This is a genomic window from Paenibacillus hemerocallicola (assembly GCF_006265175.1).
GTDB classification, from domain to species: domain Bacteria; phylum Bacillota; class Bacilli; order Paenibacillales; family NBRC-103111; genus Paenibacillus_AB; species Paenibacillus_AB hemerocallicola.
The window spans coordinates 35,948-49,323 of record NZ_VDCQ01000022.1 but is presented as its reverse complement, the minus strand read 5'-3'; the positions used below and the strand labels follow the sequence as shown (position 1 = coordinate 49,323).

The 13,376-nt window shown below is 53.2% G+C and carries 14 protein-coding genes; 8 read left to right on the top strand and 6 right to left on the bottom strand.

Annotated elements, in window-relative coordinates; all coding sequences use genetic code 11:
- Positions 1 to 29: 29 nt before the first annotated feature.
- The 5 genes from FE784_RS16950 (at position 30) to FE784_RS16930 (ending at position 4,425) form a co-directional block, all read left to right on the top strand.
- Entirely contained in the window at positions 30 to 767 is a 738-nt protein-coding gene (locus FE784_RS16950) for an ABC transporter ATP-binding protein (RefSeq protein WP_139603413.1), read from the top strand.
- A complete protein-coding gene (locus FE784_RS16945) occupies positions 760 to 1,512 on the top strand; it encodes an ABC transporter permease subunit (RefSeq protein WP_139603412.1) in 753 nt (250 codons plus the stop codon). Before FE784_RS16950 ends, FE784_RS16945 begins: the two co-directional genes overlap by 8 nt.
- 117 nt (positions 1,513 to 1,629) lie before the next feature.
- Positions 1,630 to 3,150: a sensor histidine kinase gene (locus FE784_RS16940; protein WP_139603411.1), complete on the top strand. Its 1,521-nt coding sequence runs from the start codon at positions 1,630 to 1,632 to the stop codon at positions 3,148 to 3,150.
- Positions 3,147 to 3,836, top strand: coding sequence for a response regulator transcription factor (locus tag FE784_RS16935; RefSeq protein WP_139603410.1), 690 nt, complete (start codon positions 3,147 to 3,149; stop codon positions 3,834 to 3,836). Before FE784_RS16940 ends, FE784_RS16935 begins: the two co-directional genes overlap by 4 nt.
- Positions 3,837 to 3,918: 82 nt before the next feature.
- On the top strand, positions 3,919 to 4,425 hold the full coding sequence (locus tag FE784_RS16930) for a DUF2269 family protein (RefSeq protein ID WP_139603409.1): 507 nt from the start codon (positions 3,919 to 3,921) through the stop codon (positions 4,423 to 4,425).
- 40 nt (positions 4,426 to 4,465) lie between these two features.
- Here the strand turns inward: FE784_RS16930 and FE784_RS16925 are convergent, their stop codons facing one another.
- Together FE784_RS16925 and FE784_RS16920 are read right to left on the bottom strand one after the other, a co-directional pair.
- Positions 4,466 to 4,660 (bottom strand): hypothetical protein, encoded by a 195-nt coding sequence (locus tag FE784_RS16925; protein WP_139603408.1) that lies wholly within the window; start codon positions 4,658 to 4,660, stop codon positions 4,466 to 4,468.
- 6 nt (positions 4,661 to 4,666) lie between these two features.
- The gene (locus tag FE784_RS16920; protein ID WP_139603407.1) at positions 4,667 to 6,760 is read right to left on the bottom strand and encodes an alpha-amylase family protein; all 2,094 of its coding nucleotides are present in this window, start codon (positions 6,758 to 6,760) and stop codon (positions 4,667 to 4,669) included.
- Between the two features lie 117 nt (positions 6,761 to 6,877).
- Here FE784_RS16920 and FE784_RS16915 point away from each other — a divergent pair, with 117 nt between their 5' ends.
- Both FE784_RS16915 and FE784_RS16910 read left to right on the top strand, forming a co-directional pair.
- A complete protein-coding gene (locus tag FE784_RS16915; protein WP_139603406.1) occupies positions 6,878 to 7,747 on the top strand; it encodes an AraC family transcriptional regulator in 870 nt (289 codons plus the stop codon).
- Positions 7,748 to 8,238: 491 nt separating this feature from the next.
- Positions 8,239 to 8,577 carry a FliH/SctL family protein gene (locus FE784_RS16910; protein WP_139603405.1) on the top strand — a complete coding sequence of 113 codons (339 nt, stop codon included), beginning with the start codon at positions 8,239 to 8,241 and terminating at the stop codon, positions 8,575 to 8,577.
- Between the two features lie 81 nt (positions 8,578 to 8,658).
- On the opposite strand, the gene FE784_RS16905 is transcribed toward FE784_RS16910, so the two are convergent.
- The 4 genes from FE784_RS16905 to FE784_RS40915 are packed head-to-tail and all read right to left on the bottom strand — an operon-like array spanning position 8,659 to position 11,892.
- Complete coding sequence (locus tag FE784_RS16905; RefSeq protein WP_281287108.1) at positions 8,659 to 9,072, bottom strand: NUDIX domain-containing protein; 414 nt, start codon at positions 9,070 to 9,072, stop codon at positions 8,659 to 8,661.
- Positions 9,073 to 9,131: 59 nt separating this feature from the next.
- The gene (locus FE784_RS16900) at positions 9,132 to 10,097 is read right to left on the bottom strand and encodes a polyprenyl synthetase family protein (protein ID WP_139603403.1); all 966 of its coding nucleotides are present in this window, start codon (positions 10,095 to 10,097) and stop codon (positions 9,132 to 9,134) included.
- On the bottom strand, positions 10,097 to 10,756 hold the full coding sequence (locus tag FE784_RS16895; RefSeq protein ID WP_139603402.1) for a response regulator transcription factor: 660 nt from the start codon (positions 10,754 to 10,756) through the stop codon (positions 10,097 to 10,099). The genes FE784_RS16900 and FE784_RS16895 overlap by 1 nt, the downstream gene beginning before the upstream one ends.
- Positions 10,753 to 11,892, bottom strand: coding sequence for a sensor histidine kinase (locus FE784_RS40915; protein ID WP_176706289.1), 1,140 nt, complete (start codon positions 11,890 to 11,892; stop codon positions 10,753 to 10,755). The genes FE784_RS16895 and FE784_RS40915 overlap by 4 nt, the downstream gene beginning before the upstream one ends.
- 1,262 nt (positions 11,893 to 13,154) lie before the next feature.
- Here FE784_RS40915 and FE784_RS16885 point away from each other — a divergent pair.
- On the top strand, positions 13,155 to 13,337 hold the full coding sequence (locus FE784_RS16885; protein WP_139603400.1) for a hypothetical protein: 183 nt from the start codon (positions 13,155 to 13,157) through the stop codon (positions 13,335 to 13,337).
- Positions 13,338 to 13,376: the final 39 nt, after the last annotated feature.

Below are 13,376 nucleotides of genomic sequence, written 5' to 3'. Positions count from 1 at the left end.
GATACCCGATACGAAAGGAGTGACCGGAGATGGAACCCATTCTGCAAGTCCGCCAATTGTCCAAACGGTACCGCAATGGTCGAGGCGTGCGGAATATCAGCTTCGAGGTTCGCCGCGGCGACGTATACGGTTTGTTCGGCCCCAACGGCTCCGGCAAGACGACCGTGCTGAAAATGATCTCGGGGCTATGCAAGGCGGACAGCGGAAGCGTCTCCTTGTTCGGCCATGATGCGGCCGAACAATTCGAGCCTGCGATGAGCCGGGTGGGCTGTATCGTGGAAACGGCCGATGCCTACGACTACATGAGCGGTTACGACAATTTGAAGCTGGCCGCAAGACTTTACCCCGAACTGCCGAAGACCCGCATAGACGAGGTGCTCGAATGGGTCCGGTTAACTCCGTACAAACGGGAAAAGGCGGGAGGGTATTCGCTCGGCATGAAGCAGCGGCTGGCGCTCGCCGCCGCTCTTCTGAACGAGCCGGAGCTGGTCATTCTCGACGAGCCTTCGAACGGGCTCGATATCGAAGGCGCGGTCGAGCTGAGGGAGCTTATTTTGCGCCTTTCCGCCCAGAACGGCACGGCGTTTCTCATATCCAGCCATCAGCTTGACGAGATGGAAAGGGTTTGCAGCCGGATAGGCTTCATGTACGGCGGCGCCTTCATCCGGGAAGGTGGAATCGGCGAGTTGACGGGGGAAGAAAGCTTGGAGCGGACGTATTTGTCGGAAATTCGCAAAGCCAGAGGGGAGGGAGGAGCCGATGTCTAACCGGTACACGCTGTATGCCAACACATTGAATGAGACGGCCAAGCTGTTTTACCAAACGAAGACGAAGCTGACGCTCGTACTGACTGTGCTCGTGCCGGTGCTTGCCGCCGTAATGCTCGGCAATCTGGAGTCGGGCATCGGCATCGCGCTGGGCCGCGATTTTCCGCAGCTCATGCTCGGTCTTTTCACGGTCGTATGGCTGCCGCTGTTTCTGTTCATGGCCGCGGCGGAATCGTTTTCCGGCGAATATGCCGCCAGGACGATCAAGCTGGTGTTGCTGCGGCCCGTGTCGCGAGCCAAAGCGTTCGCTTCCAAGGTGCTGGCGCTGCTCGGCTATTTGGCGGTCCTGCTCGCCGTCGTATGGCTTGTCTCGATTGCAGCCGGTCTCATTCTGGATTCCGGCACGACGCTGTCCGGGCTCGCGGACTCCGCAATAGCTTATGCGGCGGCATTCGTGGCCATGTCGTCGATCGGCATCGCAGCCTCGTTTGTCGCGCAATGGCTGCGCAGCGGCGTAGGCACGCTCGCTCTGTGCGTGTTCCTATATGTGGCGGCTAAGCTGCTGCCGTTCTTTTTCCCGGAAGCGGGGGTCTGGTCTTTCCTGGCATACGCGGACTGGCATACGCTGTGGGTCGGAGATGCGGCGGGGGCAGGCAAGCTGCTCCAGGTATTCGTTTTCCTGCTGGCAAGTTGTATGATAAGCTATACGGCAGGCTGGTATTTGTTCGAGAAGAAATCGTTTTAATCCCCCAAAAGTGAAGTATGCCTTCGAAGTGTAGTCTGAATACTTTTGGGGGAGCCTGCCCCCGGAATAACTCCAAAAGTGAAGTGGTCCAGAAAATGACGAACGGGAGAAATGCTTATGTCGATCCGCAAAAAACTGCTGTTGTCCAATTTCGGCATGGTGCTGATCCCGCTCGTCTTGTTTTTCATTTGCAGCATGCTGCTGTACGGCCTGTTTAAACGGGATATTTCGTCCATCACGGGGTATTACGGGGGAGACGGGGCAAGCCGGAAACAGATCGTCGCGGTCCGGGACATATTCGAGCGGCGCAGCGAGCTGTTCGCCGGCATCCGGTTTATGGTCAAGTACGATTCGGAAAGGCTGACCGACGAAGCCTTCTTGAATGAGGTGGGCACAAGGCTGACCGATACGAAGGCGGGTATTTTCATGACCAAGAACGGGGAGCCGTCCTTCATCTCCGCTTACGTAAGGGACTTGGATATCGGGAAGCTGGAATCGTTCGAGAGGGAGCGCGGGAAATCGGAGTCGCGCCACGGGGATGCCCCCCACCTGCAGAGCGGAGAACGCCGATATTCGATAGAACGGCTGGATTTCGCTTATCCGGACGGGAGCGGCGGCGGCGCCTATTTCGTGACGGACATGAGCCCGATCGCCCGTTTCTTTCCGAAGGTGATGCCCCTGGTGGCTGGGGTGCTGCTGCTCATCCTGTGTCTGACGAACGGCGCGCTGACGATACTCGTCTCGCGGAGCTTCATCAAGCCGCTGTATGCGCTTAAAGGAGCGGCCGAGCAAATCAAGGAAGGCAATCTCGATCAGGGGCTGGCGCTCGGGCGCAAGGACGAGTTCGGCGAGGTCGGGGCGGCTTTCGAGGAGATGCGCGTCCGTCTGAAGCAATCGATCGGGCTGCAGCTGCAATACGAGGAAAACCGCAAGGAGCTGCTGTCCAACATCTCCCACGATCTGAAGACGCCGATTACGGCGATCAAAGGCTGTGTGGAAGGCCTTCTGGACGGCATCGCGGATACGCCGGCGAAGCGGGAAAGCTATCTTCGCATGATCGGCAGGAAAGCCGAGGATATGGATCGCGAGATCGACGAGCTGTTCCTGTTCTCGAAGCTCGACTTGAAGCGGGTGCCCTTTCATTTCGAGAGGCTGGAGCTGGCCTCGTATTTGGGCGATCACGAGGAGGAGCTGCGTCTGCAGCCGAAGAACGCGGATATAACGATCTCTTACGAGCGGCAAAGCATGCGGAACGTTTATGTGCAGGCGGACCGGGAGAAGCTCCACCGCGTCATCCAAAACATCGTCGATAACAGCATCAAATATATGGACAAGGAGCCGAAGCGGCTCGATATCGTGCTGTCCGAGACGCCGGACGAAGCGGTCGTGCGCATTCGGGACAACGGAGCGGGAATAGCGCCCGAAGCATTGCCGCACGTATTCGACCGGTTTTACCGTGCGGACCAGTCGAGAAGCGGCAGTGGAGGCGGCAGCGGTCTCGGTCTCGCTATCGTGAAGCAGATCGTAGAGGAACATGGCGGCCGCGTCTGGGCGGAGAGCGCCGTGGGAGAAGGAACGAGCATCTTATATACGCTGCCGAAATCGGCATCCGCAGGGGCGGGAGGGGAACGGGAATGAAACGCGTACTGATTATCGAGGACGATCCGGTCATATCCGAAGTGCAGCGGGATTATTTGGAGGCGGGAGGCTTCCGGACCGAGGTGGCCGTGAGCGGGGACATCGGTCTGGAGCTGGCGCTGAACGGCGGCTACGATCTGATTATTCTCGATCTCATGCTGCCCAAAACCGACGGCTTCGAAATATGCAGGCAAGTCCGTCAAGCGACCAACATCCCGATCCTGATCGTATCGGCCAAAAAAGAGGAGGTCGATAAAATCCGCGGTCTCGGGCTCGGTGCGGACGATTATATTATGAAGCCGTTCAGTCTGGGGGAGCTGGTGGCGCGGGTCAAGGCGCATCTTGCCCGCTATGAACGGCTGGTGGGCAGCGGAGAGCGCAAGCCCGACGAGATCCGGATCCGCGGCATCCGCATCGACAAGCTGTCCCGACGGGTGTACGTGAACGAAGCCGAAGTGCCTTTTACGTCGAAGGAATACGACCTGCTTCTTTTCCTCGTTGCGAATCCGAACCGGGTGTTCAGCAAGGACGATTTGTTCCAGAAAATATGGGGCTTCGATTCGCTGGGAGACATCGCCACCGTAACCGTGCATATCAGCAAGCTGCGCGAGAAGATCGAAGCCGATCCGTCAAGACCGCAATATATCGAGACGATCTGGGGAGTGGGCTACCGGTTTAACGTTTGAGCGCGCTTCGGTCCGTTCGGCGCCACCGCATCCGGTGGGCGATCCAGGTCTATCCGGATGCAGCCTGAAAGGAGGGTATTATGTGAAAAAAATCACAATAAATCAAAAAAAGGCGCTGCTCACCGCCCACATTTTGTTCGCGTCAATTATGCTCGGCGTGATGGTGACCTTCCTCGTTCTGAGCATAGCGGCGGCAACGACCGACGATCCCGAAGTTTTCCAAGCATGTTATGCGGTCATGCTCGTCCTCGCCGGGTCATCGGTGCGCGCCTCGACAATCGGCACCGTCGTGACCGGAGTGCTGTTGTCCGTCCTTACGCATTGGGGGCTGCTGAAATATTACTGGATCATTGCCAAAGAGCTTCTGACGGTCGTTGCGATCGGGATCGGAATGATCGGCATTTACGTGTGGTCGCTCAAGGCGGCGGACTTGGCGGGCGAGGCCGGATGGGATGCGCTGCACAACCCGGAATTTTTGGCGAATCGGCTCTATTTGGTTACCGGTATCGTATGCCAGCTCGTTTCCCTCGCCGGGATGTTTGCGCTATCCGTCTACAAGCCGTGGGGTAAACGCGGTTCAATCGTTTAATCCGGAACTGAATTCCTTAGAAGACGCTGGTCGCGGAGTTTCACAAGGCGTATCCCGGCATTCGCATCGATTCCAGTACGTTTCGGCGAAAGTGCTGGTCGATGTATGGATGGTTGCCATGTTCCATGGAGATGGATGACAAAGCATGAAGCTTCCGGGGAAGCAGTTCGCTTATGCGGCTGACCGCCGCGATGCGGACGGATACGCTTCCCCGGTTTGCCTCACTTTTCGTCATTCTCGATCATTCATTCCCGCTATAGCGGTACAAAGCAAAGCTTAGAGGCTGGGTAAGCGTGATCCGGATTTCCCCGGTCGAAGATGGAGCCGTCCGTTCGATTGTACCCGGGAACGCCATCTGCTGTCGCCCTTCCGAGCGCACCAGACACTCCAGCCGGGTGGAGGCAGAACGGCTTCCCCACAATCGGAACGTGCCCGTATCTTCGCGGGTATACTCCCGGAATGCGAGCAAGTAGCCTTCCTTGTCGCCCGTCATGCATTGCAGGCCGGTCCAGCCCGTACCGCTCGGCTGCTCGCCGATGGGCAGCACATGCCCATGACCCGTTTCCGATTTGATGCGATTGAATAGTGCGATAAGCGGCTTAAGCGTCTCTACCTGCTGATCGGACAAACCGGACAGCTCCATCCATGCCAGCGGACTCGCGAACATCGTGACGGCGAACGAATACCCGATCCCGCACATGGAAGGCGATAGCGGGTCGTCCTTATAAATCGCCGTATTCCGTTCCGTATTCAGAAATTCCATCTGCAGCTTACCCGCGGGTACATAGGGGGACAGCATCCAAATATTGCGCAGCGTCCAATGCGGGTAGTAGCTGTTGAAATCGGTGTAGCGGTTTTCCAGAAACAGATTGCCGCCCGACGTATGGTACAAGTACCCAAGCCGTTTGCCGTTCGTCGTATCGAGATTGAAATAAATGTTGCCGGAAGTCCGATTGGCCGTCTCGCTCAAAATACGCAAAAACCGGGACTCCCCAAGCTTGTTCCGGATGGAGATGCCGTCCAGCTTGAAATACCGCACCCCGTAATCGTTCCACAATCGATATAAAACCTCGACGTCTTTCTCCCAATGCGCGAAGTCGTCATTGGAATCCGGCGAAAACCATAGACCGAGCCGGATATTCAACTGCTCGGCGCGCTGCACGACGGGAGCCAGCCCGTTCGGAAACCGTTCGGGATGGACGTCCCAGAAATCCGCATGCTTCGAGTAGTAGTCTGCCCACGTACCTCCGGCAATGATCGAATTCGAGGTTGCTCCCTTCTGCCAGCCGTCGTCGATCTGGACATGAGTGATGCCGAGCCGGGAGGCTTGCTCCAGTTCCCGCAAAATAAACGATTCCGTGATGCGGCCGTCGCGGGATCGGTCTCCCCAGGTGTTGCTCATGATGTAACAATCGCCGTCCGTACTGTACGATTGCAAACATGCATGATAATGCCGGATCAGGCGGAGCCGTTCCAGCTCGTCACCGTGATAGATGCCGACGGCGGAGCCGTAGCATTCCACCCATTCGCCGCTCTGCAGGTCTTGTTCGGATACGCCGGAGCCTGTCACCCATAACCGTCTCCCCGACACGCAGAAATCGTCGGATGCGGCCAGCAGCTGTCCGAAGGAAGTCGGGCTTTCTTTGACGAGCAGCAGTCCGTCTTTCGTCACATTGTTGCGGAGCGATAAATAATTGCCCGACAGCGGGTGAAGGGCTTTGTCCGTGTAGAGCAGTCCTTCCTTTACGGTCACGAGATTGTTGTTCGTATCGGTCACGTCGTGCAGCTGGATGGCTTCCCAACGGCAATGCAAGGGAGCGATCGCAAGGAAGTCCATATAGTCGGTTGGCGAGACCGGTTTAGGGGCATTGCGCTCCGTAGCTCCGTTGTTGTACAGATCCTTGTTCAAATACTCTATCGACAATGGTTCCCCGCCGCTGTCCGTAACGCTCGATTGGTCGGACTTTCTGATGAACACGGTTTGTCGGATCAAAGGGACGTCGGGATAGATGCGGAGGCTCCAGCACATGTCGAAGCTTCCGGACACGGCCGTTACATGTACGAGCAAATGATCGGGAGCGCGGCCATTATCGTTATCGGGCTGCTGTCGAACCTCGTAATCCGCAAATTTCGTTATCGCCGGATGCCGGAAAGCAGGGGCTGTGCTTGCGGCTTTCTGTTCAAGCCATTCGGTATTCCGTTGACGATCCAATACGGATAAGGGAACTACCCCTGCGGAATCGAGGGTCCATTTGCGCTCGATACGCGAGTTTCCGATCGTCAATATTCCATCGCGGACATCCGCATAACAAGCCGTGGCGGCTTCAGGCTTCATATCGAAATCCCACCATTCATGATAAAATATTGTTATAGTTCTGAATACTGCAAGTGTATGAAATGCGCCATATTTATACAAGAGAACGATATTTCGTCGAATGAGGGGTAAAATATTGTGCTATCCTCTTACGGATTTAGATATACCGAGCCGGCCGATGAGCTGCTGCGCATATATACGATCGGCTATCAGCGGATAACGGAAGCCGGGTACGATTTTCACGGACAGAAGCGGGCCAACAACCGGGGCATGCTTTTTCAATATTCCCTTGCCGGTACAGGCTATTTGGAGATCGAAGGCGGCGTGCATGCCGTTCCGAAAGGACATGCGTTTCTGGTCGAAATACCGGGGGAGCATCGCTACTATTACGACACTTCCGGCACGAAGCCGTGGGAGGTGCTATGGATTCGGTTCGACGGTCGGCTGGCGGTGACGTATTGGAACCAAATGTGCGGGCTCGGACATATCCTTCCGTTCGAGAAGGAATCGGCGGCGATCCGGCTACTGCTCCAGTTGTACGGCGATGTGAAGGGAGCGAGGCTGAGCGGCTCGGTCGAGCAATCGGTCCGCATCTACGAATGGCTGGTGAACGCTTGGGACCACGTCGTGAGACCGAGCAAGCCCGATACGTCGGCCGATGCCGAAATTTTTCCGAATGCCGTGTTATTTATGAAGGAGCACCTTCACCGGCCGATTACGCTTCAAGACATTGCGGACAGCGAGCAGCTGTCGAAATACCATTTTTGCAAACAATTTCATTTGAAGCTGGGAATGTCCCCGATCGCTTATTTAAACAAGCTGCGCATGGAGGAGGCGGTCTCGCTTTTGTCCACGACATCTTTGCCCGTCGCCGATATTGCCCGACTAACCGGTTTTGATACCCCCGGCTACTTCGCCAAAGTGTTCAAGCGGGTCGTGGGCGGCACGCCGACCGAGTACAGGGAGAGCAAGCACGAGCCGGCGGCTTCCGTGATGCGGATATATTGAATTTCCAGGAAAAAAACCACGACAGCATGATCCGCGTTCACCTGGAGGTATCTTGATGAAGCGGGTGCCATGTGTTGAAGTCAGTAGAGGAACTATATTCCGTTATGGTACCGAATTCCGTTATACTCTTGTAAATAACGGAACAGACAACCGTTATCTTGATCTTTCTGGGTGAAAATGATGGATGACAGCGGAATAGAGGAACGGTTTTCCGTTATTTTGCTACCAACACGAGTACTCAGGTCAATAGCGTACTTCAGTTCCGTTATTTGTTGGATTCAAGGTTCTCGCAAGACGCTGGCAAAGGCTGTCGCCTTCCCATGCATTTCTGTACGCGAATGATGCTATCGCAGAAAAAAACGGGAACGCACGTTCCTTGAAATCGGAAAATCGGTTATTATAAAGGAAAAGCAAGTCGCTGAAAGGGATGCCAACGATTTGAACGAGGAGCGACGGGAAAGCCCCCCACCGAGCCGAGGGAGGCGAGAGTGATGATTTCGAATTTGGAGAAGATGTTCGAGAATCTGGAATACGATATGGAACGCAAATACATGAAGATCGGAATCCAGAAAGGCTTTGAGCAGGGCGTCGAGCAAGGAATTGAGAAGGGGATTGAGCAAGGCATTGAGCAAGGAATTGAGCAAGGAATTGAGAAGGGGATTGAGCAAGGAATTGAGAAAGGAATTGAGCAAGGAATTGAGAAAGGAATTGAGCAAGGCATCGAGAAAGTGGCTCGTCGAATGTTGGGACTCGGTATGGATATTCCGACTATTATAGAGGCTACGGGATTAACGTCGGAGCAAGTAGAAGCTCTCAAGAAAAAGGATTAGTCTGAATAGGAAAAGACCGTGCTCTCAAGTCGAGTACGGTCTTTGTTGCTAGCAAGCTCGGGTATTTTGTCAACAAACCGGTCAAGCGGTGTCATGAAGCTCCCGCAGCTTATCCAAATACCGCCCCAGGTGGCTATACAGCACAATCGGAGTGCCGGCAAACGAAGTCCAACGATAATGATAAATCCAGCCGTTGTCCTCATCCTCGCTTTCCACCACATGCGTAAATCGATCGTCCGTAAGTTCGGCCTCGAGCCAGTAATAGTGGCGGATCAGATCGTGCCCCAGTTTCTCGGACAAGTAAGAGTATTCGCCCAAATAGGCTTTCACGGTGGCTTCGCCGATACCGGCTTCCTCGCGGATTTCCCGGAGCAGCGCCTGCTCCAACGATTCGTGCTCCATGACCGTTCCGCCCGGAACCTGCATCCCGAGGTGCTCGTAACCTTCTTCTTCGAACACGAGCAGCTTACGCTCTCCATCCCGCATCGCCGTAATGTAAGCCGTGACTTTTAGTGTCGGTGTCCGTTCTATATCGATTCACTCCTCTGTACAGATCAGGAAGTAGCGTCGGACGTCTCGGCGTCAGGCTGCTTCGGGCCTATGACTAGTTCGCGGAAACGTTCCTTCCAAGCGGGATCGGCGGCGGGAATGGCATCCATCGTTTCTTCCGCTTTTTGCAGGAACAGCGTCTTGATTACTTCCGTGTATTCCACGCAACCGGATTCGCGGATGTAGTCGACGCTCGCCAGCTTGTGCTTTAGAAATTCGTTGCGGTCGATTTCGCCGTCATAGTATTGACGGATTACCGGAAACGCTTCTTCTTCGTCGGCCAGCAGGAATAGGATGGGGAGCGTACGTTTCTTATGCAGCAGATCGTTCTTGATATCGTATCGCAGCACGTCCCGCAGATCGTTGGAGAGTTGGGAGACGACGCCCAAGTAACCGGCCAGCAGCTCCATCTGCTCGGCAACCGGAGGGACCGGCTGCACGGAAGCGTAGCCCATGAAGTAAGCGAGCTTAAGCAGCATGCACGATTTCTGCTGGACGACGGCGATATAGTCCTGTTCGGTGACGATATCGTTGGTCAGATCGCGGTATTGACCGTTTACGGCGTTCATCACGATAAGCGCGGCTTCTCCCGGGTCGGGAAACGTTTCTTCCGGATGCTCCGCTTGCAGCCGGCCCAATTCGCCGATCGTTCCCATCAGCAGCCCCATTACCGCGTTCAACGACAGCTCCGGCGGGCACTGCATCCAGCTTTTCTCGGCATTATCCTGATCCTGCAAATCATCGGCGATATCGAGCGCCAGCACGATCAGCTCGGTCAATGCCGCGATGCGGTTTATGTGCGGGGAATTGCCTCCGAACATATAATGCGCGTGCCGAGTCGTTTCGCCCCAACGCGACGCTTCCCCGGCCTTGTCTTTGACGAATGTGCGGAGCAGCGAGTTGAAGGCGGGCACCGGCACGAGCCGGTCGATCGTCTGCTCGATTTCTTGCAATAGGGCGGGCTCCATCATCAAATTTCCTCCTGCAAATCGACGTACATCGGGCTTCTGACGAACTTCTCGATCGCTTGAATGCGGCTCGTCACGTCGAGCTTGTCATATATTTTTTTCAAATAATTGTCGACCGACCGTTTGCTCACATGGATTTGATCGGCGATTTGCTCGTGGGTAACTCCTTTGACGAGCAGGGTCATAATTTGAATTTCGTCGGGGGACAAGTCGATAAACTCCGTATCGGCCGATTTTTGCCGGCTCGTGATCCTCATTTGCCTGTAGATCGGAATCGGAATCATCGTATGGTTGTCCAAAATACAGCGGACCAAATTTTGAATTGTCGTTTCGCCCGACTCTTTGGAAATGATGCCGCTGACGCCGATCTCGATCAGATGGTTGTACATATCGGCCAAGTCGATGCCGGTAAAGATGACGATATGCGTATTCGGGCTGCGCCGTTTCGCCTTCTCGGCGACTTGGCTGCCGTATTGGTCCGGTAAATGGTAATCGAGAAACAGCAGGTCGGGCTGGTGCTCCTCGACGAGCTCGATTCCGGCTTGTCCATTCGCGGCGATGCCGACGACGTCGACGCCTTCGACTTGCTCCAAAATATGTTTTGTAGCTCTGGCCACTACGGGGTGGTCGTCTACGACGATCGTTCGGATATTGCGTTTCATGCGGTCATCCCTTCTTTCATAGGAAACGAGATGCGGAGATCGACGCCTGTACCGCGACCGGCATCCAGCTCCAGATGGCCTTGCAAATGCAGGATGCGGCTGCGCAGCTGCTCCATTCCGACTCCGGAAGTACCTACATCCGGTGCGGTAAGACGATCCGGATCGAAGCCTACGCCGTCGTCCCGATAATGCAGCCAAAACTTCCCGTTGCTTGACGTCAGCCGAATGCTAACGAGAGTCGCTTCAGAATGTTTCTTCGCATTGTTTAACAATTCCTGCACGATTCGGAATAAATGTCGTTTTGTCTCCAAATCTTTCCTTTCTATCGCGTTTGCGCCAACCGCATCAAATCGGATTTGGAATGGGCAAGAGTACGATTCGCGCTCGATAATTTTCTCGATCGTTCTCACGAGCCCGATCTCCTGCAGCAAATACGGGTGCAGGTCGAAGCAGCTTTGCCGCAAATTCACATTGATAATTTCCACATATTCGATCAGGCTGCCGATGCTTTCCTTCGCATCGGCAGGGAGAGGATATTTCTCGCCGATTGCCGCCAGCTTGCGTTTCAGGAAAAATAAATCCTGCATCGTCGTGTCGTGAAGATCGGTCGCGATCCGGACCCGTTCGCGCTCCTGAAGCTCGAAGGTGAGCTTGCGGAACCAGTTGAAATCCTGAGCCTCCTGCTCGTCGGGCAATTGGGAGGCGAGACGGTTCAGCTTGTCCGTCAGCTTGCGGATCAAATACACGTTCTCGAGGCTAACGGCCAAATAGGAAATAATCAGGTTCAGCCACTGCACCTCCTCCAGTCCGAGCCGCGTGTTCGACTTTTTGCGCGTCATGATCAAGTAGCTTGTATATTCCTCGTGCCGGTTGATTTCGAAGCACATCAGCTCCGGGTGCTCCTCGGGGGTATCGTTGCTGACCAATTGCTCGATCGCGGCTTGGTCGATTTCGCCTTCCCGGATGGTCTCCATGCTGTCGCGGTATTTGAAGACGATCGCGCCTCCGTACACCTGCAGCGTGTTGACGATGTCAAGAAGGATCAGGTCCTTCAGATCGCGGAAGCTGGACGTGGAGGTGAGGTCTTTTGATATGCGCTTCAGAGCGGCTTGAAGCACGTGCTTCCGCGGGAACATGAACCGTTCCAGGCGGGTGTACATGTGTTCTATGGAGTAGAGGAAGAACGTCAGTGCGATTAAAATTGTGAAGAACAACATTAAAATTTTTTTGAAAGAATAGTCATTATAAAAGAAGATGATATCAAGTAAAGTAACAAGTAATGTCGGCGCCAAAGCCATAATAACAGTGAACAATATTCGTCGTAGTACAACATCAATATCATACAGTTGTTTTGTAATAATCAAGTATGCAAATGCTAGTGGAAAAATGAGCACAAACCAGCTTGAGTAATGGGAGGACACTGGGGCCGCACCGTAAATCAGACTTGGAATGAAGGACAAGAAAATAATGGGACAGAAAGACAAAATTAATGAAAAAATGACAAATCTAATAATAGTTGTGAGGTAAGATTGAGTTTTCTTATAGCGAATAAATATATAGATCAAAATACCGATAACCCAAAGCACACCAATAAGGAACATGAACATAGTCAATAGGCTTGTGAGACGGTAAATGCTGTAGTTCACATACTCAGGGAGAAAGATAATGAAGCTGAATATAGCTTTACAAGCTGCTAAAATATAAAGGTATTTTAAATAGTTGGAACGGAGGACCAAACTACCCTTTTCCTTAAAAAAAACAATAATGAAGTGCAGGAAAACAATCGGAATAGGTGTCATGGAGTTCACTATCAGTAACTTGCCAATGTTATCTCCTCTTACAGAGGCGCCCAGTCCCATAAAAGTTATACCGATATTTAAAAAAACTGCAGCCAAAAATATAGCCGATTTTGAGCCGCCCACTTTAGTATAAAGCAGAAAAGAGGCTAGGAAGCATATAAATTCCGCTACTATCGGTAAAATGTCGTAACTGAATGAACTTTGCAGCACACTAGTTTCTACTAGTATATTCTCTTCGTTACCACGAGTTACCTGTATGGAGTCGGCTTGTTCAAGCGCTCTCCATTTCCTGACTGTGATATGCTCGTCAGGGGGTCTGCCATCAACACTACTGATAACATCCCCGATTCTCACATCAAGTAGTATCGGGGTTTCTTTCCTGTCAATGGACTGGATCACCCATTGTTCATTACTGGATAAACTTAGATTGATGCCCAGATATGGATAACGATAGATTGAATAGAAAAACCAAATTTGAATAGAAATTAATAATAATATGATGAAAAACGTCAGTTTTTTTCTCAAGGTATTCACACCTTCGCATAAAATATTGTATAATTAGCACCAAATACAATAAATAGGTATGGAGGTTTGATATTATGGTAATGGTACAATGGTCACCTAACCTTCAAGAGGCAGTTCGAGCAGCAGTGAAAAAAGGAAAGTCGTTTGATAACGCTAACATCAATTATGGAATCGTTGATTCCGAGAGAAGAATGCTAGAAAGGGTTCTTTCAAAACCATCTGTTCAAAAAGTTGGCGTTGCGACAGTCTGGTTTTGACAGCGCAATTTCTGCCGGTCACCTCAATAGGGACCGGCT